Source organism: Geobacillus kaustophilus (genome assembly GCF_000948285.1).
In the GTDB taxonomy this organism is placed as follows: domain Bacteria; phylum Bacillota; class Bacilli; order Bacillales; family Anoxybacillaceae; genus Geobacillus; species Geobacillus thermoleovorans_A.
In genome coordinates, this window is sequence record NZ_JYBP01000003.1 from 196,755 (window position 1) to 221,283 (window position 24,529).

The 24,529-nt window shown below is 55.0% G+C and carries 23 protein-coding genes; 16 read left to right on the forward strand and 7 right to left on the reverse strand.

Annotated features, from left to right (window positions below; all coding sequences use genetic code 11):
* The first annotated feature begins 6 nt into the window (after nucleotides 1–6).
* From LG52_RS01510 to LG52_RS18490, 7 genes are all read left to right on the forward strand, one after another.
* Complete coding sequence (locus LG52_RS01510) at nucleotides 7–1,752, forward strand: ABC1 kinase family protein (RefSeq protein ID WP_011232250.1); 1,746 nt, start codon at nucleotides 7–9, stop codon at nucleotides 1,750–1,752.
* Nucleotides 1,753–1,768: 16 nt separating this feature from the next.
* Nucleotides 1,769–2,095, forward strand: coding sequence for a hypothetical protein (locus tag LG52_RS01515; RefSeq protein ID WP_011232249.1), 327 nt, complete (start codon nucleotides 1,769–1,771; stop codon nucleotides 2,093–2,095).
* Between the two features lie 27 nt (nucleotides 2,096–2,122).
* Complete coding sequence (locus LG52_RS01520) at nucleotides 2,123–3,229, forward strand: Zn-dependent alcohol dehydrogenase (protein WP_011232248.1); 1,107 nt, start codon at nucleotides 2,123–2,125, stop codon at nucleotides 3,227–3,229.
* Between the two features lie 172 nt (nucleotides 3,230–3,401).
* Nucleotides 3,402–3,830 (forward strand): hypothetical protein, encoded by a 429-nt coding sequence (locus LG52_RS01525; protein ID WP_044730575.1) that lies wholly within the window; start codon nucleotides 3,402–3,404, stop codon nucleotides 3,828–3,830.
* A gap of 58 nt (nucleotides 3,831–3,888) precedes the next feature.
* Complete coding sequence (locus LG52_RS01530; RefSeq protein WP_031212584.1) at nucleotides 3,889–5,379, forward strand: aldehyde dehydrogenase family protein; 1,491 nt, start codon at nucleotides 3,889–3,891, stop codon at nucleotides 5,377–5,379.
* 47 nt (nucleotides 5,380–5,426) lie between these two features.
* Nucleotides 5,427–6,341: a R2-like ligand-binding oxidase gene (locus LG52_RS01535; RefSeq protein WP_023633828.1), complete on the forward strand. Its 915-nt coding sequence runs from the start codon at nucleotides 5,427–5,429 to the stop codon at nucleotides 6,339–6,341.
* Between the two features lie 47 nt (nucleotides 6,342–6,388).
* Entirely contained in the window at nucleotides 6,389–7,624 is a 1,236-nt protein-coding gene (locus LG52_RS18490) for a hypothetical protein (protein ID WP_052524465.1), read from the forward strand.
* Between the two features lie 69 nt (nucleotides 7,625–7,693).
* Here the strand turns inward: LG52_RS18490 and LG52_RS01545 are convergent, their stop codons facing one another.
* Nucleotides 7,694–9,205 (reverse strand): response regulator transcription factor, encoded by a 1,512-nt coding sequence (locus LG52_RS01545; RefSeq protein WP_023633830.1) that lies wholly within the window; start codon nucleotides 9,203–9,205, stop codon nucleotides 7,694–7,696.
* 322 nt (nucleotides 9,206–9,527) lie between these two features.
* On the opposite strand from LG52_RS01545, the gene LG52_RS01550 reads away from it, so the two are divergent.
* Nucleotides 9,528–10,046 carry a MogA/MoaB family molybdenum cofactor biosynthesis protein gene (locus LG52_RS01550; RefSeq protein WP_044730576.1) on the forward strand — a complete coding sequence of 173 codons (519 nt, stop codon included), beginning with the start codon at nucleotides 9,528–9,530 and terminating at the stop codon, nucleotides 10,044–10,046.
* Between the two features lie 97 nt (nucleotides 10,047–10,143).
* Here the strand turns inward: LG52_RS01550 and LG52_RS01555 are convergent, their stop codons facing one another.
* The 3 genes from LG52_RS01555 to LG52_RS01565 form a co-directional block, all read right to left on the reverse strand.
* Entirely contained in the window at nucleotides 10,144–11,802 is a 1,659-nt protein-coding gene (locus LG52_RS01555; RefSeq protein ID WP_044730577.1) for an acyl-CoA synthetase, read from the reverse strand.
* Between the two features lie 108 nt (nucleotides 11,803–11,910).
* Nucleotides 11,911–13,092, reverse strand: coding sequence for an IS701 family transposase (locus tag LG52_RS01560; protein ID WP_044730578.1), 1,182 nt, complete (start codon nucleotides 13,090–13,092; stop codon nucleotides 11,911–11,913).
* Between the two features lie 280 nt (nucleotides 13,093–13,372).
* The gene (locus LG52_RS01565) at nucleotides 13,373–13,708 is read right to left on the reverse strand and encodes a hypothetical protein (protein WP_044730579.1); all 336 of its coding nucleotides are present in this window, start codon (nucleotides 13,706–13,708) and stop codon (nucleotides 13,373–13,375) included.
* 186 nt (nucleotides 13,709–13,894) lie between these two features.
* Between LG52_RS01565 and LG52_RS01570 the strand changes: the two genes are divergently transcribed.
* Together LG52_RS01570 and argH are read left to right on the forward strand one after the other, a co-directional pair.
* Nucleotides 13,895–15,115 (forward strand): argininosuccinate synthase, encoded by a 1,221-nt coding sequence (locus tag LG52_RS01570; protein WP_044730580.1) that lies wholly within the window; start codon nucleotides 13,895–13,897, stop codon nucleotides 15,113–15,115.
* Between the two features lie 61 nt (nucleotides 15,116–15,176).
* Nucleotides 15,177–16,556, forward strand: a complete 1,380-nt coding sequence (gene argH, locus LG52_RS01575) for an argininosuccinate lyase (protein ID WP_044730581.1) — start codon at nucleotides 15,177–15,179, stop codon at nucleotides 16,554–16,556.
* Between the two features lie 87 nt (nucleotides 16,557–16,643).
* On the opposite strand, the gene LG52_RS01580 is transcribed toward argH, so the two are convergent.
* Nucleotides 16,644–17,090 (reverse strand): universal stress protein, encoded by a 447-nt coding sequence (locus LG52_RS01580; RefSeq protein WP_044730582.1) that lies wholly within the window; start codon nucleotides 17,088–17,090, stop codon nucleotides 16,644–16,646.
* Between the two features lie 112 nt (nucleotides 17,091–17,202).
* On the opposite strand from LG52_RS01580, the gene LG52_RS20035 reads away from it, so the two are divergent.
* From LG52_RS20035 to ald, 3 genes are all read left to right on the forward strand, one after another.
* Nucleotides 17,203–17,343, forward strand: coding sequence for a hypothetical protein (locus LG52_RS20035; RefSeq protein ID WP_197071946.1), 141 nt, complete (start codon nucleotides 17,203–17,205; stop codon nucleotides 17,341–17,343).
* A gap of 97 nt (nucleotides 17,344–17,440) precedes the next feature.
* Nucleotides 17,441–18,205, forward strand: a complete 765-nt coding sequence (locus LG52_RS01585; RefSeq protein ID WP_044730583.1) for an SDR family oxidoreductase — start codon at nucleotides 17,441–17,443, stop codon at nucleotides 18,203–18,205.
* An 86-nt stretch (nucleotides 18,206–18,291) separates the two neighbouring features.
* A complete protein-coding gene (ald, locus tag LG52_RS01590) occupies nucleotides 18,292–19,407 on the forward strand; it encodes an alanine dehydrogenase (RefSeq protein ID WP_044730584.1) in 1,116 nt (371 codons plus the stop codon).
* A gap of 212 nt (nucleotides 19,408–19,619) precedes the next feature.
* Here the strand turns inward: ald and LG52_RS01595 are convergent, their stop codons facing one another.
* Entirely contained in the window at nucleotides 19,620–20,714 is a 1,095-nt protein-coding gene (locus LG52_RS01595; RefSeq protein ID WP_044730585.1) for a M24 family metallopeptidase, read from the reverse strand.
* 140 nt (nucleotides 20,715–20,854) lie between these two features.
* Between LG52_RS01595 and LG52_RS01600 the strand changes: the two genes are divergently transcribed.
* The gene (locus LG52_RS01600; RefSeq protein WP_044730586.1) at nucleotides 20,855–21,535 is read left to right on the forward strand and encodes a metal-dependent hydrolase; all 681 of its coding nucleotides are present in this window, start codon (nucleotides 20,855–20,857) and stop codon (nucleotides 21,533–21,535) included.
* A gap of 115 nt (nucleotides 21,536–21,650) precedes the next feature.
* Nucleotides 21,651–22,958, forward strand: a complete 1,308-nt coding sequence (locus LG52_RS01605; protein WP_044730587.1) for a CBS domain-containing protein — start codon at nucleotides 21,651–21,653, stop codon at nucleotides 22,956–22,958.
* 83 nt (nucleotides 22,959–23,041) lie between these two features.
* Here LG52_RS01605 and LG52_RS01610 read toward each other — a convergent pair whose 3' ends face one another.
* Nucleotides 23,042–23,350, reverse strand: a complete 309-nt coding sequence (locus tag LG52_RS01610) for a YtpI family protein (RefSeq protein ID WP_044730588.1) — start codon at nucleotides 23,348–23,350, stop codon at nucleotides 23,042–23,044.
* Between the two features lie 100 nt (nucleotides 23,351–23,450).
* Here LG52_RS01610 and LG52_RS01615 point away from each other — a divergent pair, with 100 nt between their 5' ends.
* Entirely contained in the window at nucleotides 23,451–24,398 is a 948-nt protein-coding gene (locus LG52_RS01615) for a DHH family phosphoesterase (protein ID WP_044730589.1), read from the forward strand.
* Nucleotides 24,399–24,529 lie beyond the last annotated feature (131 nt).

Here is a 24,529-nt window from a genome sequence, read left to right on the forward strand (position 1 = left end):
AGCGGGTTGCACGCATCACTCGAAACGGCCAAGCCAAAACCAGCGCGCGACTTTGCGGCCATTGGCGCTGCCATTGAAGAGGAGCTGGCTGCCATTACGGCGGGAAAACGGCGGCGGAAAATCATCGCTGTGCTTGTCAAAAACGGGCTTGGCATGGTGCTGGGCGACGCCATTGCCCGCAAGCTGCGAGGGAACGAGGGAGACAAACAATATTTGCACCATATCGGCCGGAGGCTGCGCCTAGCGTTTGAGGAGCTCGGCCCGACGTTCATCAAGCTCGGGCAGGTGCTTGTCACAAGGCAAGACTTATTGCCAGAGCCGATTACGCTTGAGCTGGAGAAATTGCTTGACCGGGTGCCGCCCATTGAGTTTGCCAAAATCGAATACATTTTGGAGCGGGAGCTGCCTGACGGCTTGGAGACGTTTGAATGGATTGAGGAGGAGCCGCTCGGCTCGGCGTCGCTCGCTCAAGTGTACAAAGCGAAACTTAAAGACGGGCCGGTTGTCGCGGTCAAAGTCGTGCGCCCGACGGTCGAAAAACTGTTTCAAACCGATATCGCCATCATTAAAAAAATGGCCGCCCGCCTGCAAAAGCGGCTGCCGCCTGAACTGCAGGCCGCCCTTGACCTCGGGGGGCTCGTGCAAGATTATTACAGCAGCGCCATGGATGAGCTGGACATGACGGAAGAAGCAAGAAAAATGCAAGAAATGAAGCAAAAGTACGAAAGGAGGGCTGAACATGTCACGGTTCCGCACGTGTATGAAGCGACGAAAAGCGTCTTGATCATGGAATACATTGACGGCTGGCTCATTAAAGACTTCCCTGTCGATTTTCTCACCTTCGAAGAGCGGATCAACATCATGATCGATCTTGTCCATCATTACGTGCAAACGATGCTCGACGGCCATTATCATGCGGATGCCCACGGTTCCAACATTATGATCGACAAGCGGACGAAAAAGGCGGTCATCATCGACTGGGGGATGACCGGGCGGATGGACAGCGTGATGGCGCAAATTTTGATGCGTGTCATTTTGCACATCCAGCTCAACCAGGCGGAAGACGCCGCCGAAGTGTTTATGGAACTGATGTCGCCCACCATTTACACCGATGTTGTCAAATTGAAAGATGAACTGCGGACGTTGACGTTAAACTATGTGTCCGCCCATCAAGGGAGCAGCCGCTACAACTACGGCCGCCTCGTCCTTGAAGCGACGGCGATCGGGCTCCGCAACTACTGCAAAGTCCCGAACGGCTTGGCGCTTTGGGCGAAAGGATTTTCCGCCACCGAAGGGACGGCGCGCTGGATTTGCCCGGAAATTTCGTACGGCGAAGTCGTGGAGGCGTATGAAATTCCAATTTTAAAAAGCATCCTCGGAAAGCGCTTTAATTTTCGCGCCAACGCGAGTCTTGTCGCTGAAACGGCGGAAATGATCGCCACCTTCCCGCGCCGGTTCAACAAAGTGTTGGAGACGATGGCCGAAAACAAATGGCGCATGACCGTGCAAGTCCAAACCGACCCGGTGACGCGCAATACGCTCAACCAAATCGCCAACCGTTTGGCGCTTTCCCTCATCGCGTTTGCCATCATTATGGCCACCGGGTTTATTGTCGCCAGCATCCCGGGCGGAACGTTTCTCGGCATGGAGAAAACGACGATCGCCAACATCGGGTTGGCCGTTTCTGTCATCTTGGTCGTTTTCCTTGGCTGGCGGCTGTTCCGGACGCGCAAACAGCGGCCGCGATTTTAAAGAGGGAGGAAGGAACATGCGCGAGGAACAAGAAGAGCTGACGATGTCAAAGCGCATCGAAGCGTTTTACCGGCAAAGCGGCGGGCCGGGAAGCCCGACGATCCGGCGGTTGCTCGATAAGCATTTGCTGTATGGGAAAGACCACGGCCTGCCGGGGAAAAAGGAAGAGTTTGAGGATGTCATCCGCGATGTGTTTTTGCAAGACCATTCGACCCGGCCGCTCGTCATCGGCCTTTTCAAGCTGAAAGAAACGCTCAAGCAGGAATGGGACGCCTATTTGGATGCATTGCGGGGCCGCGGCATCCGTGAAGAGGAAGCGGATATGGCCGGCAAGCGGGCGTAATGGGCGGATGGAAAAGGAGGGAACGACATGGCAAAAGCCGCAGTATTGCACCGCTACGGGGAGCCGCTGTCAATCGAAGAACTGGATTTGGCAAGCCCCAAGCGCGGGGAGGTCAAAGTGAAAATGAAAGCGGCGGGCCTTTGCCATAGCGATTGGCATGTGGTTCAAGGGCAATTGCCGCTCCCGCTTCCCATTGTGCTCGGCCACGAAGGAGCGGGCATTGTCGAGGAAGTCGGGGAAGGGGTGACAAGTGTCAAACAAGGCGACCATGTGGTGCTCAATTGGGTGCCGTCATGCGGGACGTGCAGCTATTGCCGCACCGGGCGGCCCGATCTATGCGAGGAGGCGGCTCGGCTGATGGCGACCGGCACGCTGCCGGATGGGACGACGCGCTTTTCGCTGCATGGAAAACCCGTCTATCAATTTTTAACCGCCGGCGCGTTCAGCGAGTACACCATCGTGCCGGAGCAGGCAGCCATCCCGATTCGCCGTGATGTGCCGTTTGAGTTGGCGGCATTGATCAGCTGCAGCGTCATGACCGGGGTGGGCGCCGCCATTCATACAGCGCAAGTGCGCCCGGGCAGCACAGTCGCTGTGATTGGCGCCGGCGGCGTCGGCTTCAACATCATCCAAGGAGCGGCGCTCGCCGGGGCCAAACAAATTATCGCCGTCGACATTGTCGAGGAAAAATTGGCGATGACGAAAACGTTCGGGGCGACGCACACCGTAAACGCCCGCGAGGACGATGCCGTCAGCGCCGTGCTCGACTTGACCGACGGCATCGGCGTCGACTATGCGTTTGAAGCGATCGGCCGCCCGGAGACGATGGCCGACGCATACAACATGACGCGAAAAGCGGGAACGACGGTCATCGTCGGCATCGCCGCGCCGCATGAAGCGGTGGAGATCAACGCCTTTTCGCTGCCGTCCCAATCCAAAGCGTTGACCGGTTCTTGGCTTGGCCAAGGCAATCCGCCGATTGACTACCCGAAGCTGCTTGATTTGTACGCGGCGGGCAAGCTGAAGCTCGAACCGCTCATCAGCGCCGTCTATTCGCTCGATCAAATCAACGACGGATTCGCCGCCTTAAAGAGCGGGCAAAACATTCGCGGCATCATTCGCTTTGAAGAATGAGACGACAAGCCGCCCCGCGTGCGTTTGGGTGAACAAACAAGAGAAGCCGTTGGGCGGTCGGAAAGAGGGCGTTCCATCTGCCCTTGGACGAAAACGGGAAGGCCGGTGTTTGGGCGGGCAAACAAGGGGATCGAAAAAAACGTGGAACGATCGAGACGAGAGGGGGATTGACATGCCGGTGTTTCAAAGCGAGCAGGAAGTATACGACGTTCTCGGCCGCTTTTTTGAACGCGTGGCCGAAACGGAAGAGTCAAAAGAATTGATTGCGGCGACGGAGCTAGGACCTGGATATGACGCGTTTGTCCAATACATTTTCCATAAGCCGGAAGCGAAAATTACGTGGACGCATGAAAATGGGAAATTGAAAATTATCTGCGGCGAAACAGCGCTGCGCCCGGAGCTCATTTTTGAGCAGACGGCGGATGTCGGGCATAAGTTTTGGCTTGGGAAGCTCGACTTGCAGCAGGCGCTCGCCCGCCAGCAAATCAAAGTGCAAGGCCCGCTTGTGAACGCCTTGAAAGTATTGCCGCAGCTTGACGCCATTTACCCGGCGTACCGCGACTATTTGCAGGAAATCGGGCGGAGCGATTTATTGCCGTAGCTTGGTTTCAAGATCCGATCAATCGGGAACGTGGAGCGATGGAAAGGAGGAGATGACAATGATTTCGGCGCAAACGACGGAAGCCGATTTATGGATTGATGGAGAATGGCGGCCGGCTGCCAGCGGCGAACGGTTTGACGTCATCGACCCGGCGACGGGCGAAGTGACGGCCCGCGTCGCCAACGCTGGCGAGGACGATGTTGACGCGGCGGTCGCCATCGCCGAAGAGGCGTTTTCGGATCGGCGCTGGCTGGCCATTTCCCCGCTTGAGCGCGGACGCATCTTGCGCCGCATCGCTGAACTGATCCGCCAGCATCATTGCGAGCTGGCGCAGCTCATGACGCGGGAAAACGGCATGCCGATCAATCTAGCGTTGTTTATTGAAATTCCGCTCGCCGCCGACTGCTTCGACTTTTTCGCCTCGCTTGTCGTCAAGCCGCAAGGGGAGGTGCTGCCGTTTTCCGTCGCCGGCTCGGCGCCGGATTATATGGCGTGGACGATGAAGGAGCCGATCGGGGTGGCTGGGCTCATCACCCCGTGGAACTTTCCGCTTTTGATGCCGACGTGGAAAATCGCCCCAGCGCTGGCGGCGGGCTGTACGATGGTGGTAAAACCGGCGCCGGAAACGCCGCTGACGGCGTTGAAGCTTGCTGAGATTTGCCATGAGGCCGGCGTGCCGGAAGGCGTCATCAACGTCCTGCCTGGACTCGATGAGGCCGGAAAAGCGCTCGTCCGCCATCCGCGCGTGCCGAAAATCGCCTTTACCGGCGAAACGGAAACCGGGCGCCACATCTTGCAGGCGGCCGCTCCCCACATTAAGCGGGTGACGCTTGAGCTCGGCGGCAAGTCGCCGAACATCATCTTTGCCGATGCCGATCTCGAACAGGCGGCAAAAAGCGCGCTGTTTGGCGTGTTCTACAACTCCGGGCAAGTATGCCAGGCCGGGAGCCGCATTTTAGTGGAACGGCCGGTTTACGAAACGTTTGTCGAGCTGTTGGCCAGCAAAGCGAAAAAGCTGAAAGTCGGGCCCGGCACGGATGCGCGCAGCGACCTTGGCCCCGTCATCAGCCGGGAGCAATACGAGAAAGTATTGCGCTACATTGACATCGGCAAGCAGGAAGGGGCGAAGCTCGTTGCGGGAGGGAGCGCTTTAGATGGGCTTGGCGGCGGCTATTTCATTGAACCGACCGTCTTTGCCGATGTATCGCCATCGATGCGCATCGCCCGTGAAGAAATTTTCGGGCCGGTCGCCGCTGTCATTCCGTTTCAAGATGAAGAGGAAGCCGCCTCCATTGCCAACGATACGATTTACGGCTTGGCGGCGGCGGTTTGGACGAATGACATCAAGCGGGCGCTCCGCTTAGCGCGGCGGGTGAAAAGCGGAACCGTGTGGATCAACACGTACCAAGTGCTGTCGCCGACTGCGCCGTTTGGCGGTTATAAGCAGAGCGGCCTCGGCCGCGAGCTCGGGATGCAGGCGCTTGAAGCGTATTTAGAAACGAAAACGGTCATTTGCGATATGAACGACCGGCCGATGACTTTGTTTTAAGGTCGAAGGTGGTTTCCTAATAGAGCATTTCAAGGAGGGAGATCACGATGGTCCATCACGATGGATTTCAAACGGTGAAAGGAACGATCGATTGGGAGCATCCGATGTACAAATTGTATGAAAAAGCGAAGCGGAACGGGAAATGGAACCCGGCGGACATCGATTTCAGCCAAGACAAAGAAGATTTCGCGCGTTTGACAAGCGAAGAAAAGATCGCGGCGCTGCCGCTCGTTGCCGGCTTTTCCGCCGGCGAGGAGGCCGTGACGCTCGATATTTTGCCGATGACGAACGCCCTCGCGCGCCAAGGGCGGCTCGAAGATGTGATGTTTTTGACGACGTTTATGCATGATGAGGCGAAACATGTCGAGATGTTTTCCCGCTGGCAGCAGGAAGTCGGCATCGGGGCCATGGACTTGTCCGTCTTCCATAACGACCATTATAAACGCATTTTTTACGAAGCGCTGCCGGAGGCGATGAACCGGCTGTACACCGACGACTCGCCGGAAGCGGTCATCCGCGCCGCCACCGTCTACAACATGATCGTCGAAGGGACGCTCGCCGAATCGGGCTATTACACGTTCCGGCAAATTTACAAAAAAGCCGGGCTGTTCCCAGGGTTGCTCCAAGGGATCGATTACTTGAACATGGACGAAGGCCGGCACATTCAGTTCGGCATTTATACGATCCAACGGCTCGTCAATGAAAACGAACGATATTATGAGTTGTTCATCCGCTATATGGACGAATTATGGCCGCATGTCGTCGGCTACGTCGCCTATTTGACCGAGCTCGGAAAGCGCCAGCAGCAGCTCGCCCGCACATATGCGCTCGAGATCGACTACGACATGCTGAACAACTATGTCGTCAAACAGTTCAACATTCGCAAAAAACAAATCAGCCGAGCGAAACGGTATGACAGCGTCGAGGAGCTCGAAAAAACGTTGAGTGAGGCGGAACGCTGAAAACCAGCGGGGGAGCGGCTGTTTCCGCCACCAACAGGGGGATGAAGATGGCTGAACGTTTGAGAAGAATCGTTGCTCTTTCTGTTGTAACCGTTTTGGCTGCCGTTGTTGGCTGGCTTTTGGGCGGCGCTGGCCGGGCGGCGGCAGAAGGACAGGAACCGTCCGGATTTGTCATACATGCAGATAAAGTGGTTGGGACGATCGATTTAGGCGGAATCATTCTCAAAGCGCCGGTCGTTTTAACGGGAGATATGCCCATCGCCTTTATTCAAGCGAAAATATACGGGATGACATTGACGAAACAACAAACGATGGCGGGGCACACTGTGTCGTTTACGTTCCATACCGATCAAGTTGCGCGGACAAAATGGATGAAAATGAGAGTGAAAAAAATGGAAATCGGCGGTCTGTGCATGGATGGCGTGCCGCTTGTCGAGCAATGTTTGAAAGATGTAACGGTAGTCGCGACAGAACTGACGGCGGATGAGCTTGTCATTCCGCAGTTATCCGCTGCTGCGGCGTTCGGAACGGCTTCAGTGGATGAGGGCAGCTCGATGAAATCGAATGGGGGCCAACCGCCAGAGACGTCAACGGAAACCGATCAGCCGGCTGCGCCGTCATCAGGAGAAAAGCCAACCGCGCCATCGGAACCGAGCGCATCGCCGGATGAACCATCTTCCGCTGCGCCCAGTGGGCCGACGAATGGAAGCAGCAATGGGGCGGGGGACGGAAACGATCCGCCATCCGTAAAACCGGCACCTGAGAAAGAAGGGACGCCATCGATCCCAACTGCTCCTGCCGAGCAGCCGTCAACCATCACCCTTCCATCGCTTGACCCGGCGGGCGGGTTGATCGAGGAAGTGAAAGAAGAACAGAAGAAAACAAGCGAGCTGATTGACCAAATCAGCGATGTGGTGCAATCCGGGGTGAGCGGGAAGACGCTCGATGGCATCGAGCAGATGATCCGCAACCAGACGGAGCAGCTGACTGAACAGCTGGCACAAATCGATGCCATCTGGCAGCAGACAAATGAACAGTTGAAAGACATGCAGCAGGAGTTAAAGGAGCATAAGCCGCCGGATGGGACGGGGAGCGGACAACGGCTGCCGACGCAGGAACTGCCTGCGCCGCTTTCCGATGCGGGAGAAGAGAAGGGGATGATCGAACAGGTGTCGGAACGCATTCAACAGTATAAAGCGCAGCTTGAACAGCTTGAGGAAGTGAAACAACAGCTCGAACAACAGAAAAATGAGCTGAAACGCTGGCTGCGGGCGCTGCCATAAAGCGCGGGGACGCGCCGCTGTCAAGAGGCAAAAAAAAAAGCGGCGCGCTCTTTTTTCCGCGCCGGCGCTTCAAATAATGCCGTCGCGGATCGCTTTCACAATGGCTTCCGTCCGATTTTTGGCGTTCATTTTTTGCAAAATGGCCGATACATAGTCGCGCACCGTATACTCGCTCAAATGGAGCCGCTTCGCTGCTTCATACGTGGACGCCCCTTCGGCGACGAGCTTCAGCACCTCGATTTCCCGCGGCGACAAGTGCGGCACTGATGGAACGAGCTCCGGACGGCCTCCGTTGAATTTCGCCAGCACTTCGCCGGCGCTTTGGCCGAATTTCATGACCGCGGTGAAAATGTCGCTCGATAACGTGAAAGGTTGCCCGGGGCCTTGATCCAAAATGGCTGCACCGATGAGCCGGTTTTCCGATGGAGCGTAAATCGGAGCGATGACGATCGATTCGAGCTGGAATTGTTCCACATATTTCGCCGGCAACCCTTCCGCTGCATCAGACAAGTAAATGGGCGGAACGTTCGCCATATGATTGCCAAGCAATTGCAGCTGCTGCACGTACTGTTTAATGAGCGGCAAGGCATTAATGTCCTCGCGAATGCTTTTGATTTGATCGATGTCCAGTTTGTATCCGTAAAGTCCGAATCCGCTTTCATTGACACTCGAGTAGGCGAACAGTGCGCATCGTTCAAACGGCAAATAGGAGACAAAACCGGAGGAAATGTATTCCACCGCCTGCTGCAATGATTTCGCACGCATGATCAACCGGTCAAATAAAATGACGGCATCTTTCCAAAGCTGGTCTTGTTTCGTTTGCTCAAGCGCCATTCCCCCGGCGTGAAACAATTCGAACGAATGAAGGAGAAACGGAAGAACTTGGTGATCCGCTTCATCTGTGCAAAATAGGAAAACGCTTTCTTCCCATGGAAGCGGAATGACGCGTTTCTTTCCCCTCGCCTTTGGCATATAGGCAAGCAGCTGTTCACCCAAGGAAAAAATGGTGTCAGCCCCCATCATGTGGACGTCTGTCGGCAGCCACTCTGCTTCTCCGTATAGTTTTTTGACGTAAAAGCGGCCGTCCGCCTTGTCCAGTTCGGCGATCCAATGGATGGGCATTTGTCTCGAGACGGCAAGCTGTTCCAAAAACCGACCGATGTCCGGCTGGTTGTCGACCGTTGGGGAAAAAACGGCCTCATACATTTTGGAAAACAAATATTGAACGGCTTGATGGTCATGAAATGTGCTGCCGGGGATGGCTTGAACGACTTCGTGCACCGCATTTTCGAGCATCGTAAAGACAAACGTCATTTTGTTGGACGGCGAAAAACATGAATGGCTGCGCCATGCTTCACCGATCGTTTTCAGCCATTCGCGCGCCTCGCCATTCGCTTCCGTCATGTGTTTGGAAAGCAGTTCAATGGCCGCTTCAAGTGAATGGGCCGCGATATGCTGCTTTTTCTTCAATTCGCCTAATTTTTCATTCCAGCGGGCTGCGATCGATTCGCGGTGCCGTCCGATGACCGCCATCCCATCTTGCAAAATGGCCTGTAGCTTTTCACTTAGCGTACGATGCACCGCTTTTCCCTCCTTTTGCCGACTTGTCCGTTATCCATGAGTGGACAATTGCGTTTTTCTCTATGTGTTAATATTATAACAATTCTGTCTATTATATAACAAATAGTTTTATCCGAAAGTGTACAAAAAAGACGGCCGCCCGAAAACGGCCAGGCGCGCCTTCGGGACAGCCGATTGGTTGTCTTGTGGAGTGTAGGCGGAAGACATCGATTTCACGATGGGGTCTTTTCCTTTCGTTTCGCCAGCGAGAAGCAGCCGGCAAGAGTTGGGTAATTTTTGCTATACTATAGCCAACAACACAATGACAAAAGGAGATGAGGGAATGAGCACAGCTGTCCATAAACAAGAAGCTCCCCAAACCGTCCGCTGCAAAGTCATCACCGTCAGCGACACGAGAACGGAGGAAACCGACCAAAGCGGCCGGCTGATGATCGAGCTACTCACGGAAGCCGGGCATGAGGTCGTCGGCTATGAGATCGTGAAAGACGAAGCGGACGCCATTCGCGAGGCAGTGCTTGACGGCTGCCGCCGCCTTGATGTTGATGCGGTGCTCACGAACGGCGGCACCGGCATCGCCAAGCGCGACGTGACGATCGAAACGGTAGGTGCGTTGCTTGAGAAAGAACTTGTCGGCTTTGGCGAGCTGTTCCGCTTCCTAAGCTACACCGAAGACATCGGCCCGGCCGCCATGCTGTCGCGCGCTGTCGCCGGCGTGGCGATGGATACCGCCATCTTTTGCACCCCCGGCTCCACCGGCGCCGTGCGGCTGGCGATGACGAAGCTCATTTTGCCGGAATTGGGGCATGTGGTGAGGGAAGTGCGGAAAGATGGGAAGAAGTAGCGGAAGCTGCCCCGGCTAAAGAAGATGTTGGGCATTGGAAACGATGAGAAATAACGGCTAAGAGGATGCTCCGTTGCCGGGGCATCCTCTTTGTCGGTTAGGCCTTGATCTGCTTTCCCCTTTCTTGATTGCGAAGGATGAACCGCTGGATTTTTCCGCTCGGCGTTTTCGGCAATTCGGTGACAAATTCGACTTCGCGCGGGTATTCATGTTTGGATAAGCGCGTTTTGACGAACAAGGACAGCTCTTCGGCCAGCTCGTCCGACGGCGCAAAGCCTTCTCTGAGCACGACAAACGCTTTGACGATTTCCCCTTTGACGGGATCCGGCTTCCCGACGGCGGCCGCTTCGACGACAGCCGGATGCTCAAGGAGGCAGCTTTCAATTTCAAACGGCCCGATGCGGTAGCCGGCGCTCGAGATGATGTCGTCCGCCCGTCCTTGGAACCAGAAATACCCGTCTTCGTCTTTTGTCGCCAAATCGCCGGTCAAAAACCACTTGCCGACGAGCCGCTCGGCGGTTTTTTCAGGGTCTTTCCAATACCCCTTAAAGACGTTTGGGATCGAGTCGGTGTTAAAGGCAATTTGTCCGACTTCGCCGTCGGCGACTGGGGTTCCATTCTCATCGAGCAGGGCCACGTCAAAGCCCGGCAGCGGCCATCCCATCGAGCCTGGCCGGATTTCCATCTCGGCGGCGTTGAAGTTTCCGATCAGCATCAACGTTTCCGACAAGCCATAATGGTCATGGATCGTAACGCCCAAATGCTCTTGGAAAAAGCGGATGACTTCCGGATTGAGCGGCTCGCCGGCCGAGCTCATGGCGCGCACGTTCAGTTGATAGCGGCGAATGACGTCCGCGCCGGCCGCCGCCATCGCCCGATACGCGGTCGGGGCGGACGCGAAATTGGTCACCCGGTATTTTTCCATCAAGGAATAGCACGTCTCCGGCTTAAACGGCCCTTCGTAAAAGACGATCGGCACACCAAAGGCCATCGGCGCGAAGGTGCAAAAGATCAGCCCGTACGCCCAGCCCGGATCCGCCCCGCCGAAAAAGACATCGTCATCGCGCAGGCCAATCGCATAGCGCATATACGGATAAATGTTGATGAGCACGTTATGCGGCCACATGGCGCCTTTTGGCATCCCGGTCGAGCCGGACGTATACTGAATCGCGAGCAGATCGTCGACCGTCGTTTCTTCGATCGAGTGCTCAGTCGGCATCGATGAAAGCGTTTCCCAAAATGGCTGGTCTTGATCATGAGACGATCCGTCAATGACAAAAATGTGCTCCAATGTCGGCATGTTGTCCCGCGGCGGCAGTTTGGCGCGCTGTTCCTTGTTCGTCAAGAGGACTTTCGCCTCGGAATGGTTGATGCGATATTCAATCGCCTGCGGGCCAAACGCGGTAAAGAGCGGCACATACACGGCGCCGACTTTCCAAGCCGCCAAAATGTAGACGACAAGGGCCGGGTTTTTCGGCATCAGCGCGCAGACGCGATCCCCTTTTTTCACGCCCAGCTTGCGGAACACGTTCGCCATTTGGTTCGACCAATCGCGCAATTGCCGATAGGTGATCGTTTTTTGCTCTCCTAAAGCGTTTTCATAAAACAGCGCAATGCGGCTCGGATCGTCGGCGTACCGGTCGCATACTTCGTGGGCGGCGTTGAATCGGCCGCGCGGATCTCCGTCGTAGTGGGCGAACGCCTGATCCCAAGAAAACGATTGAATAAGTGAAGCTGGTGATAGATTGTTGGCCATGTCTGATCCCTCCGTGTTGTGTGAAAAGGAGTCAAATTAATAATAACTGTAGTTGAGTAATTTTTATAACAATAATTACCATGTAAAAAGAGACAAACAGGGTACCCCTTATGCCACATGGAGCTGTGTTTTCACGGCGTCAATAGGAATATTTTGTTTTGCTGCGCTGTAAATGAACTCCACGAGGCTATGTCCTTTTCTCTTGCGCAGGAGATCGAGCCCATCCGAAAAATCACAGTTGGACTCGAACATACTGTACACGTAAGTCAGCTGCACCAAGATCCAATACCGTTTCACCGCCCGACGCCCGCGAACGCGGTATCCATCGAGTTTCAGCTGATCTTTCGCTTGACGAAAGAAGCATTCGATCGACCAACGCTCGGCGTAGCAGCGCAAGATGTCTTCATCGCTTAGCTCTCGGTCGGTGCTCAAGACGCAGTGAAGATGTTCGGGTGTCATCGGTTGATCGGCTTTCCAAACCAGCAGCACCACCGCATCATCGAGACCGTTGAGCGCTCCTTCGCAGCGATAGACGCGATAACGCTCTTCTCCCACCGTGACGAGGCGAGTGTCGTCTGGTTCGATGGAGCGGCTCAACTGCTTCGCTTGAACGGCGATGCCGTTCGGATAGAGAATGCAGTTCGTTTTGAGCATCGCGATGACGTGAAATCCTTTTTTCAGACAAGCTTCCACGAGCGCTTTCGATGGATGCCAAGAATCCATCAGCACATAAACGGGACGATTCACATCCAACGAAGAAAGCATCTCGATCGCGAGTTCCCCCTTGCTTTTCCCAGCCGTCTTATCATAAAGGCGGAAGGCAAAGGGAAACGCCTGGGTTGCAGTATGAACCATAAGCCAAACGAGAGAATGTCCCCAGATCGACTTTTTCTCTGCGTGAGAATCGTGCCAATCACACCCTTGAATGGCGTTTGTTGCCCGTGGCGAAGGCTTCGTTTTTTGGCAAATCGTATCGTCGATCGAAACAAAAATGGGTTGATTCTCTCGTTTCGCGCTTCGTCCGACGCGACGAAGGATCCACTGCTGGAGTTTGCGAAGCAATGTTTCTTCATCCCACGGACTTTTCGTGAAAAAATGGCTCAGTGTCGTGCGATGATTCGGGTGAAAACTCCCATGATGGAGATCGGTCAATGTTCCCGAAAAGCCCTTTGTCATCATTGCATCCACGATATGAACGAGATGCTTCATGACTGGTTTCGAGAAATAAAGTGACAACCCTAACATCGTGAAAAACTTGTGAATTCCTTGGTGATGTGCGAATCTATTCATGAGACATGAACCTCCTTGTGAATGGTTTGATGACACATCTATTCTAACCAAGGAATCGGGTTCATGTCTCCTTTTTTGTTTTGATGTAAATTTATGTTAGCGAATTTGCTCATCTACAGTAATAATTCAAATAGAACTAAAATTCAACATATTGTTAAAGAACAGTGTCATGGCAAGCGAATCTGTTTGTACATAATCCGGACAAAGGATGTGATCTCGAAAGCTGCGGCAAAGACCGCATGTGACACGGCCATGGACAAAAAAGAGGCGGCCGGTTTCGTCAGCGTGTTTTGCTTTTTACCGCCGCTGCTTTTTTAAAGGAAATATTGGGACTGACCCGATACCAAATCCATAAATCATTGATGATGGAAGCGAGTTCGGCCACTTCCGCATTCAGCCGGCACGAACGTGCGAAATCCGCTTCTTGTCCGAGCGCGTCTTGTTTTTCGTTGATTTCCCGCTCCAGCGCGGCGATGCGGTCGGGGATCAAGCCGCGGATCGCTTCCCATTCAAGCAAAATCGCCTCTTGTTCGTTCGGGCTGTAGTCCTCCCAAGGCTTGTCCAGATGCGGCAGGCGGATGCCGAGCCGTTTGTCTTCGATGAAGATGCCGTTCATCCTCAATTGGCCCCCCTTTTCTTCTTCATATTATACTAAATGTCCCCGCAGGGCATGGTGGAATTTTGATGCTTTTTCATGAATACATATTGAAAAATCATCCGAAAGCTGATAAAGTGATAATGTATCGCGATGAATATTTATTTATATTAAAGTATATTTATGTGACAGGAGAGGAGAACGACCATGGCAAATCCGAAATTGGTGCTGGCATACTCTGGTGGTTTAGATACATCGGTGGCGATCAAATGGCTCCAAGAGCGCGGTTATGATGTGATCGCGTGCTGCTTGGACCTTGGCGAAGGGAAAGACCTTGACTTTGTAAAAGAAAAAGCGCTCAAAGTCGGCGCGATCAAATCGTACGTGATCGACGTCAAAGACGAGTTTGCGAACGAGTATGCGCTCATCGCCTTGCAGGCGAATGCGCTGTATGAAGGGAAATATCCGCTTGTCTCGGCGCTGTCGCGTCCGCTCATTGCGAAAAAACTCGTTGAAATCGCCGAGCTCGAAGGCGCGGTCGCCGTTGCCCACGGCTGCACGGGGAAAGGGAACGACCAAGTGCGCTTTGAAGTGTCGATCAAAGCGCTCAATCCGGATTTGGACGTGATCGCTCCGGTGCGCGAGTGGAGCTGGTCGCGTGAGGAAGAAATCGAATACGCGAAAAAGCACGGCATTCCGATTCCGGTTGACCTTGACAGCCCGTTTTCGATCGACCAAAACTTGTGGGGCCGAAGCAACGAATGCGGCATTTTGGAAGATCCGTGGGCGGCGCCGCCGGAAGAGGCGTATGAGCTGACCGCTTCGCTCGAGAACGCTCCGGACGTGCCGGATGTGATCGAAATCGGCTTTGAACAAGGCGTGCCGGTGACGTTGAACGGGAAATCCCACCCGCTCGCGCAACTCATTTTGGAGCTGAACGCGTTGGCCGGCAAGCACGGCGTCGGGCGCATCGACCATGTCGAAAACCGCCTCGTCGGCATCAAGTCGCGCGAAGTGTATGAATGCCCAGGGGCGATCACGCTCATTAAAGCGCATAAAGAGCTGGAAGACTTGACATTGGTGAGAGAAGTCGCCCATTTTAAACCGCTGATCGAGCAAAAAATCGCCGAGGTCATCTACAACGGCCTTTGGTTCTCGCCGCTCAAAGACGCGCTTGTCGCGTTTTTGAAAGAAACGCAAAAACATGTCACCGGCGTCGTGCGTGTGAAGCTGTTTAAAGGCCATGCGATCGTCGAAGGGCGCAAATCGCCGTTCTCGCTCTACGATGAAAAACTAGCGACATACACCTCGGAAGACGAGTTTGACCATCAAGCGGCCGTCGGGTTCATCTCGCTGTACGGCTTGCCGACGAAAGTCAACAGCATCGTGAACAAGCAAAACAAGGCGTCGGTGCCGGCCGGTCAATGAACGAAACGATGACACTTCATAAAGGGAAAGGAGGAAGTCGCATTCCTCTGCGGCGAGATTCGTGAAAAAGCTTTGGGGCGGACGGTTTACGAAAACAGCGGAAGAATGGGTCGACGAGTTTGGCGCGTCGATCCCGTTCGACCAAGAGCTCGTGGAAGAAGACATTGAAGGCAGCCTCGCCCATGTGACGATGCTCGGCGAGTGCGGCATTTTGCCGGCGGAAGACGTCGAGAAGATCAAAGGCGGACTGATCCGCCTGTTGGAAAAGGCGAAGCAAGGGGAACTCGAATTTTCCGTTGCGTACGAAGACATCCATTTAAACATTGAAAAAATGTTGATTGACGACATCGGCCCGGTTGGGGGCAAGCTGCACACCGGAAGAAGCCGAAACGACCAGGTCGCGACCGATATGCATTTGTATTTGCATAAGCGCGTCACCGAGATTCTCGGCCTCATCCGCGGGCTGCAGCGGGCGCTCATCAAGCAAGCGGAGAAGCATGTCGAAACGATCATGCCGGGGTATACGCATTTGCAGCGGGCGCAGTCGATTTCGTTCGCCCATCATCTGCTGGCCTATTTTTGGATGCTCGAGCGCGATTATGAACGGTTTTCTGAATCGCAAAAACGCATCAACAAGTCGCCGCTCGGCGCCGGGGCGCTCGCCGGGACGACGTTTCCGATCGACCGGAAGCGGACGGCGGAGCTTTTGGGCTTTGCCGATATTTACGAAAACAGCTTGGACGCGGTGAGCGACCGCGACTTCATCATCGAATTTTTGAGCAACAGCTCGATGCTTATGATGCACTTGTCGCGGCTCGCCGAAGAGCTCATCCTTTGGTCCAGCCAAGAGTTCCAGTTCATTGAGCTTGACGATGCGTTCGCGACCGGCAGCAGCATCATGCCGCAAAAGAAAAACCCGGACATGGCCGAGCTCATCCGCGGCAAAACCGGCCGGGTGTACGGGCACTTGATGGCGTTGTTGACGGTGATGAAAGGATTGCCGCTCGCCTACAACAAAGACATGCAAGAAGATAAAGAAGGCATGTTCGATACGGTGAAGACGGTCGTCGGTTCGTTGAAAATTTTCACCGGCATGATCGAGACGATGAACGTTCGTGCTGATGTAATGGAGCGGGCGACGAAGCAGGACTTTTCGAACGCGACCGAGCTCGCCGACTACTTGGCCGCGAAAGGCGTCCCGTTCCGCGAAGCGCATGAAATCGTCGGCAAGCTCGTGCTGCTGTGCATTGAAAAAGGCGTCTTTTTGGCCGACTTGCCGCTTGACGTGTATAAGGAAGCGTCGCCGCTCTTTGCCGAAGACATTTATGACGCCTTGAACCCGCGCACGGCGGTCAACCGCCGCAACAGCGCCGGCGGCACCGGTTTTGCCGAAGTGCGCGCGGCGCTGGCGAAGGCGAAACAGTTGCTTGGCACCCCGTAACGACGGGGTGTTCTTTTTTTGGCGTGAAAGGGGCAAACAGGTGGATGCGCGTTTGGAAATGGAATCAGCGGTCATTCTGCCGCCGCATTACGCTTTCGGCGTTCTGACCACAAGCACGTCGCATTTTGCATGGCGGACGATGTTTTCCGAGACGCTGCCGATCAAGAGCCGTTCGACAGCGTTTAAACCGGTCGCCCCGCAAACGATGAGATCGGCTTTGTATTTCGGAGCGACGTCTTTGGCGATTTTCACTTTCGGCGAGCCGAATTCGACCGCGATGTCCACATCGTCGAGCCCGGCGGCGATGGCTTCGTTTTTATACCGTTCAAGAAGTTCTTTCGCATATTGCTCCGACCGTTCGGCGAGAGCGTAGTCGTGCGCTTCAACGGTTGTGAACCCGCGCAAATCGATGATGTGGGACAAAATGAGTTTCGTTCCGTTTCGCTTGGCGATTTGGATCGCTTTTTTCAACGCCCATTCCGCTTCTTTCGACCCATCGACGGCGACGACGATCGTTTGGTAGGTCATGGTCATGTTCTCCCCTCCTTTTGGTTAAAAATGCTATCTCTATATATGGTATACCCATCGCCCTTTGACGGGAAACTAGGCCATATATTGAGATTTTATGAACAAGGGAGGAAAAACAATGGAAAAGCGGTATAACGACTGGCAGTACGACGAGGAGGAAGTGCGGACGATCACCGAGCAAATTGCTGAGTCGTATGAGAGCGGCATTGTTGACAAGGATGAATCATATTACGACCCGCGCCGGGAAGTCGGCGAATAGCCATAGCGCCAACGAGCTATGGTTCTTTTTTTGTATTCGCTCCGGTTTGTAGTAAAGTAAAAATGAAGACAGCGAATGACGAGAAGGAGGGGAAACGGTGCGGCATGCGTTGATTACGGCTGGAGCGAAAGGGTTGGGGAGAAAAGTGACCGAGCTGCTGCTTGAAAAAGGCTATTCGGTGACGGTGAACTACCGGAGCGATGAACAGGCGGTGCGCTCGCTTGCGGAGAAGTACCGCGGCGCCGCTGACCGCCTCCAGTTTGTGCGCGGCGATGTGACGAACAAAGACGATTTGGCGGCGCTTGTGGACGCCGCCATGGAGCGGTTCGGCCGCATTGACTGCCTCATCAACAACGCGGGGCCGTACATTTTCGAGCGGAAAAAGCTGGCCGATTATACGGAAGACGAATGGTACGAAATGATTGAAGGCAATTTGAGCTCGGTGTTCCATTTAGTGAGGCGGACGATCCCGATTATGCGAAAGCAGCGGTTTGGCCGCATCATTACGTACGGGTTTCAAGGAGCGGCGGATGCCCCAGGCTGGGTGCACCGCTCGGCGTTCGGGGCGGCGAAAGTGGGGCTTGTGTCGCTGACGAAAACGATCGCCCTTGAAGAGGCGGAATATGGCATTACCGCCAATATGGTGTGCCCAGGCAACATTGTCGGCGCCATGAAAGAGGCGGGGATCGCCGACGCCCGCGCCAGGCGGGATGCGGAAACGCCGGTCGGGCGCCCGGGAACTGGCGAAGATATCGCCCGCGTGATCGCGTTTTTATGCGAGGACAACTCGGATTTCATCACCGGCGCCGTCATTGACGTCACCGGCGGCGAGAACGTCATCTACCGCCATTTTTTCCAGTAGAATCTTCAGCCGCTTTTCTGATTGCTTTCCGGTTGAACAGGGAACAATAAGGGAAGAACGGAAAGGAAAAAGGAGGAAAAGCGGCCATGAAAATTGGCATTCCAAAAGAAATCAAAAACAACGAAAACCGCGTCGCCATCACCCCAGCTGGCGTGATGACGCTTGTCAAAGCGGGGCATGACGTGTACGTGGAGACGGAAGCCGGCGCTGGGTCAGGGTTTTCTGACGCTGAATATGAAAAAGCCGGGGCAGTGATCGTGCCGAACGCGGAAGACGCTTGGGCGGCGGAGATGGTGTTGAAAGTGAAAGAACCGCTGCCTGAGGAGTTCCGCTATTTTCGCCCCGGATTGATTTTGTTTACGTATTTGCATTTGGCGGCGGCTGAGGCGCTTACGAAAGCGCTCGTCGAGCAAAAAGTGGTCGGCATCGCTTACGAGACGGTGCAGCTTGAGAACGGCTCGCTGCCGCTGTTGACGCCGATGAGTGAAGTCGCCGGCCGCATGTCGGTGCAAGTCGGCGCCCAGTTTCTCGAGAAGCCGCACGGCGGGAAAGGCATTTTGCTTGGCGGCGTGCCCGGGGTGCGGCGCGGCAAAGTGACGATCATCGGCGGCGGCACAGCGGGGACGAACGCGGCGAAAATCGCGGTCGGCCTCGGAGCGGATGTGACGATTTTGGATATTAACGCCGAGCGGCTGCGCGAGCTGGATGATTTGTTCGGTGACCAAGTGACGACGTTGATGTCCAACTCGTACCATATCGCCGAATGCGTGCGGGAATCGGATTTGGTCGTCGGCGCCGTCTTGATCCCGGGGGCGAAAGCGCCGAAACTGGTGACGGAAGAGATGGTGCGCTCGATGACGCCAGGCTCGGTGTTGGTCGACGTCGCCATTGACCAAGGCGGCATTTTCGAAACGACCGACCGCGTCACGACGCACGACAATCCGACATACGTCAAACATGGCGTCGTCCATTACGCCGTCGCGAACATGCCGGGCGCTGTGCCGCGTACGTCAACGTTTGCCTTGACGAACGTCACGATCCCATACGCCTTGCAAATCGCCAACAAAGGCTACCGCGCCGCCTGCCTCGACAACCCGGCGCTGTTAAAAGGGATCAACACGCTCGACGGGCACATCGTGTACGAAGCGGTCGCAGCGGCGCACAACATGCCGTATACGGATGTTCATCAGTTGTTGCAGTGACGAAAAGATCGGTGGGAGCGCAGCGATTTGCCACCAAGGAGGCGCAAGTCCGAGCAAATCTATCCGATCAACAGAGCAAAGCTGTCCAATCCGGCCTTGTGGCACGCCGGCGGACAGCTGTTTTAATGCGCTTATTCGCGATAGCCTTTGCCAACGACCTTTCTCTCGTCCTTAGTGACAAACACGCTTATGTCTCCTAGCGTTTCGCTCCGTTACACAATGAGCAATTCCTTTGAAAACGATGTCAGCACTTCGACGCCATCATTCGTGACCGCGACGTCGTCTTCAATGCGCACGCCGCCGATGGATGGGACGTAAATGCCCGGTTCGATTGTAAACACCATGCCGGGGGCGAGCGGTTCGTTGTTGTCGCCATGAAGCGATGGGTATTCATGGATCTCGATCCCTAAGCCGTGCCCGACGCGGTGGGTGAAAAACGGGCCGTAGCCGGCTTGTTCGATGACGTTTCGGGCGGCGCGGTCGATCTCGCCCATCGCGGTTTGCGGGCGGCAGGCATCGATTGCCGACTGCTGGGCGCGCCGGACGGTATCGTAAATGAGCCGCTGTTCGTCGCTTGCCGTCTGACAGACGACGGTGCGGGTAATGTCGGAGCAATACCCATCAACGATGACGCCCAAATCGAACAGCACGAAATCGCCTGGTGCGACCGCCGCCGTTCCCGGCGCGCCGTGCGGATCGGCTGATTTTGCGCCCGCAAGCACGGTCGTTGGAAACGACATCCCTTCAACGCCGAGTTTTTTCAGCTCATATTCAATAACGGCGACAAGCTCGAGCTCCGTCACGCCCGGGCGGATGGCCGATACGCCGATTTCGATCGCTTTGTCGGCGAGCTCCGCCGCTTGGCGCAACACCTTCATTTCCTGCTCATCCTTAATCAGGCGAAGCTGGCGCAGCTTTTCTTCGGCGTCATGCCATTTGGCGTTGGGAAACAACGCCGAGAGCCGCTCGAAACGGGCGAACGACAAATGGTGTTTCTCGATGGCAATCAAGCCGGGTTTTGCGCCGCGCGCTTCGAGATGGCGCCGGATCTCTTCCCATGGGTCGGTGCTGTCGTTGTAGCCGATCACCGTAAACCCAAAGCCGCTCCGGCGGGCGCGCGGGGCTTCCATTTGCGGGCAGACGAGCGCCGGTTCGCCGTCAGGGAAGACCAAAAGCGCCAGCAGTCGTTCGTGTGGGTCGCACCAAAATCCGCTCAAATAAAAAACGTTCGCGCTTGACGTGATGAAGGCGAATGAACTATGTTGTTGTTGAAGCCAAGAGGAAAATGCTTGCAGCCGTTGGTTCATCGTTCCCTTCCTTCCTTTTTTCGCGATGGTCTATTTTAAGCGTACCAAGAAACGGGCCAATTGTAAATGGCAAGGCGGGAAAAGAAGGAAATAGGCAGGCGGCGGCGAATCATGTGTATATGGAAAGGAGAGATGTCACGATGAAAATCAGCTACCATGGCCATTCAGTCGTCCGCATTGAGACGAACGGAAAAACGATTTTGATCGACCCGTTCATCACCGGCAATGCGACGACCGATCTGAACGCAGCGGATGTGAAAGCGGATGTCATTTTGTTGACGCACGGGCATGGGGACCATGTCGGCGATACGGTTGAGATCGCCAAGCGGAACAACGCCCTTGTCGTGGCCGCATTTGAGCTGGCGACGTATTTAAGCTGGCAAGGCGTCGAGACGTTTGGCATGAACATCGGCGGCGCGCGCGAATTTGACTTTGGCACCGTCAAGTTCACGCAGGCGTTTCACAGCTCTGGGTTTGTGACCGACGACAAGCAAATTATTTATTTAGGCATGCCGACCGGCATTTTGTTCACGGCCGAAGGCAAAACGATCTATCATGCCGGCGACACCGGGCTGTTTTCCGACATGAAGCTGATCGGCGAGCGCCATTCCATTGACGTTGCCTTCCTGCCGATCGGCGACAGCTTCACGATGGGGCCGGAAGACGCGGCGGTTGCCGCCGCTTGGCTCGGGGCAAAACTTGTCGTACCGATCCATTACAACACGTTCCCGCCGATCGCCCAAGACCCCGAACGGTTCGTCTCGCTCCTTCCGCCGGGCGTCGGCCGCGCGTTGAAACCGGGGGAAAGCATCGAGCTGTAATTCGTATTGTAGCTGCCCTGCACAGCTCTCCACTGTCCGTGCTGCCTGCCCGTTGAACCCCCGCCGCCTCCGCCGTTATAATAAAAAGTAACAACGCGTAAAGGGTGAAGAATCGTTGGCGACAAAACACGAACAAATTTTGGAATACATCCATCGGCTGCCGATCGGCGAAAAAATTTCCGTCCGGCAGATTGCCAAGGAAATGGGCGTGAGCGAAGGGACGGCGTACCGGGCGATCAAGGACGCTGAGAACAAAGGGTATGTGAGCACGATTGAGCGCGTCGGCACGATTCGGATCGAGAAGAAGCGGAAAGAAAACATTGAGAAGCTCACCTACGCCGAAGTCGTCAACATCGTCGACGGGCAGGTGCTCGGCGGGCGTGAAGGGCTGCATAAGACGCTCAACCGCTTTGTCATCGGGGCGATGCAGCTGGAGGCGATGATGCGCTATACGGGCGCAGGGGATTTGCTGATTGTCGGCAACCGGACGAAGGCTCATGAGCTGGCGCTCGAAGCCGGAGCGGCGGTGCTCATCACCGGGGGGTTTGATACGGCCGATCACGTGAAAAAGCTCGCCGACGAGCGGCAGCTGCCGATCATTTCGACGAGCTATGACACGTTTACGGTCGCGACGATGATCAACCGGGCGATTTACGACCAGCTCATCAAAAAAGAAATTGTGTTGGTCGAGGATATTCTCATTCCGCTTGACAAAACAGCGTACTTGCGCGTCAATGATCCGATTGAGCGGTGGTATGCGTTGAACAAAGAGACGCGCCATAGCCGGTTTCCGGTCGTCGATGATGAGCTGAAAGTGCAAGGGGTTGTGACGGCAAAAGACGTGCTCGATGTCGACCGTCAGCTGCCAATCGAAAAGGTGATGACGAAGCAGCCGATTACGGTGAACGGAAAAACGTCAGTGGCGTTTGCTTCTCATATTATGGTATGGGAAGGAATTGAGCTTCTCCCGGTGGTGGATGACTATAACCGGCTGCAAGGAATCATCAGCCGCCAAGACGTGTTAAAAGCGCTGCAAATGGCGCAGCGCCAGCCGCAAGTCGGGGAGACGATCGATGATCTCATCACCGCCCAGTTTCGTGAGTCAGGCGACAAAGAAACGCTGTTTCGCTGCACGATCACCCCGCAAATGACGAACTATTTAGGGACGCTCTCGTACGGCGTGTTTGCGACGATCGTCACCGAGGCGGCGGCGCGGATGCTTCGCGCGTACAAACGAGGCGATTTGGTGATGGAAAATATTACGATTTACTTCATCAAGCCGGTGCAAATCGACAGCACGGTCGACGTGCGGGCAAAGCTTTTAGAGCTCGGGCGCAAGTTCGGGAAAGTGGATGTCGAAGTGTATAATGAAGGCGATCTTGTCGGCAAAGCAATGATGATGTGCCAGCTGATCGACCGATAAACGGCAAAGGAAAAAAGGATGTCCACTTCCTTATTGGAACATCCTTTTCCTTTATCGTTGGCCGGCGCATACGCCAAACGGCATTACCTTTGTTTTGCCGCTTCCTTTGCCTCTTCGACCGCCTGCGGCAGATAGCAGCGGTAGGCGCGGTAGCCGGCCCAAACGCTCCCGAAGCCTAAGGCGATAAAAATGGCGCAGATGATATAGGTCACGGTTGTCTGATACAAAAACAATTGGTTGATCCCGAACAAGGCAACGAACAGTCCGAGCGCCATGCTCGATTTCGCCGAGAGAAAGCGGCGTTCCATCGGACGCTGGGAGCGGACGTAGCGGATTTTATAATAGACGTAAAACGAAAAGGAAAATATAATGAAAATAACCAGGACTGGCATGGCTGGGTCCCTCCGTTGTTCATTTCTTTTTCCATTGTACATAGAAGCAGAGAAAAATGCCAGCGGTTGAATATGACAGGTGACTAAAGGGGAAGAACGAATGAAACCGGTTCATCAACAAATTCTTGATGCGATTCGTGAATTTGACACGATCATCATCCACCGGCACGTGCGTCCGGACCCGGACGCGTACGGGTCACAAGGCGGGTTGGCGGCGTTGCTTCGGGCGTCGTTTCCGAAAAAAAGGGTGTACGCGGTCGGAACGGACGATCCGTCGCTGTCGTTTTTGCGGAACATGGATGTCATTGATGATTCTGTGTACGCGCAGGCGCTCGTGATCGTCTGCGATACCGCTAATGAGGAGCGGATTTGCGACAGCCGCTATCGGCTCGGGCGAAAGCTGGTGAAAATTGACCATCACCCGAACGACACGCCGTATGGCGACATTATGTGGGTCGATACCGCCGCCAGTTCGACAAGCGAGATGATTTATGAGTTTTATTTGGCGGGGAAAGAGGAAGGGTTGACGATGACCGCTGAGGCGGCGCGTCTCATTTACGCCGGCATTGTCGGCGATACGGGCCGCTTTTTGTTTCCGCGCACAAGTGAAAAAACGTTCCGCTATGCTGGGGAGCTCATTTCGTACGGCTTTTCGCTGACGGAATTGTACGACGGATTGTATCGGACGAGCTTGCCGCTCGCCCGCTTAAGCGGTTATGTGCTGTCGAACTTTATGATCGAGGAAGGGGTGGCGGCTGTGAAAATGCCGCGGGCGCTGCTTGAGGAATACGGCGTCACCCCGCTTGAGGCGTCGCAGCTCGTCAGTTTGCTCGGCAATATTGACGGCATTGTCGCCTGGGTGTTTTTCATTGAGGAAGAACGAGAAATCCGCGTCCGTTTCCGTTCCAAAGGGCCGGTCATCAATGTGGTCGCCAAACGCTACGGCGGCGGCGGCCATCCGCTCGCAGCCGGCGCGTCCATTGCTTCTTGGGAGGAAGCGGATCGCGTGATGGAAGACGTAAAAGCGGTCTGCCGGGCTGAGCGGTGACGGAAACGGGTGGTTTTTAAAAGTTGTTGTTTCAGCGAAGCTTCATGTTGATAGGAGAAGGCGTCCCGAAGGTTTTCGGGACACCCTCTTTTCCCGCAAGACGCGCTTGTTTGGCACTCCGCCGCGGCGGA

Excerpts from the sequence above, each read along its gene's own strand:
- LG52_RS01580 (WP_044730582.1), bottom strand. The coding sequence starts at position 17,090 with ATGACCATGACCTACCAAACGATCGTCGTCGCCGTCGATGGGTCGAAA.
- ald (WP_044730584.1), top strand. The coding sequence starts at position 18,292 with ATGAAAATTGGCATTCCAAAAGAAATCAAAAACAACGAAAACCGCGTC.
- LG52_RS01560 (WP_044730578.1), bottom strand. The coding sequence starts at position 13,092 with ATGAATAGATTCGCACATCACCAAGGAATTCACAAGTTTTTCACGATG.
- LG52_RS01615 (WP_044730589.1), top strand. The coding sequence starts at position 23,451 with ATGAAACCGGTTCATCAACAAATTCTTGATGCGATTCGTGAATTTGAC.
- LG52_RS01565 (WP_044730579.1), bottom strand. The coding sequence starts at position 13,708 with ATGAACGGCATCTTCATCGAAGACAAACGGCTCGGCATCCGCCTGCCG.
- LG52_RS01515 (WP_011232249.1), top strand. The coding sequence starts at position 1,769 with ATGCGCGAGGAACAAGAAGAGCTGACGATGTCAAAGCGCATCGAAGCG.
- LG52_RS18490 (WP_052524465.1), top strand. The coding sequence starts at position 6,389 with ATGGCTGAACGTTTGAGAAGAATCGTTGCTCTTTCTGTTGTAACCGTT.
- LG52_RS01535 (WP_023633828.1), top strand. The coding sequence starts at position 5,427 with ATGGTCCATCACGATGGATTTCAAACGGTGAAAGGAACGATCGATTGG.
- LG52_RS01550 (WP_044730576.1), top strand. The coding sequence starts at position 9,528 with ATGAGCACAGCTGTCCATAAACAAGAAGCTCCCCAAACCGTCCGCTGC.
- LG52_RS01610 (WP_044730588.1), bottom strand. The coding sequence starts at position 23,350 with ATGCCAGTCCTGGTTATTTTCATTATATTTTCCTTTTCGTTTTACGTC.
- LG52_RS01595 (WP_044730585.1), bottom strand. The coding sequence starts at position 20,714 with ATGAACCAACGGCTGCAAGCATTTTCCTCTTGGCTTCAACAACAACAT.
- LG52_RS01530 (WP_031212584.1), top strand. The coding sequence starts at position 3,889 with ATGATTTCGGCGCAAACGACGGAAGCCGATTTATGGATTGATGGAGAA.
- LG52_RS01520 (WP_011232248.1), top strand. The coding sequence starts at position 2,123 with ATGGCAAAAGCCGCAGTATTGCACCGCTACGGGGAGCCGCTGTCAATC.
- LG52_RS20035 (WP_197071946.1), top strand. The coding sequence starts at position 17,203 with ATGGAAAAGCGGTATAACGACTGGCAGTACGACGAGGAGGAAGTGCGG.
- LG52_RS01525 (WP_044730575.1), top strand. The coding sequence starts at position 3,402 with ATGCCGGTGTTTCAAAGCGAGCAGGAAGTATACGACGTTCTCGGCCGC.
- LG52_RS01570 (WP_044730580.1), top strand. The coding sequence starts at position 13,895 with ATGGCAAATCCGAAATTGGTGCTGGCATACTCTGGTGGTTTAGATACA.
- LG52_RS01555 (WP_044730577.1), bottom strand. The coding sequence starts at position 11,802 with ATGGCCAACAATCTATCACCAGCTTCACTTATTCAATCGTTTTCTTGG.
- LG52_RS01600 (WP_044730586.1), top strand. The coding sequence starts at position 20,855 with ATGAAAATCAGCTACCATGGCCATTCAGTCGTCCGCATTGAGACGAAC.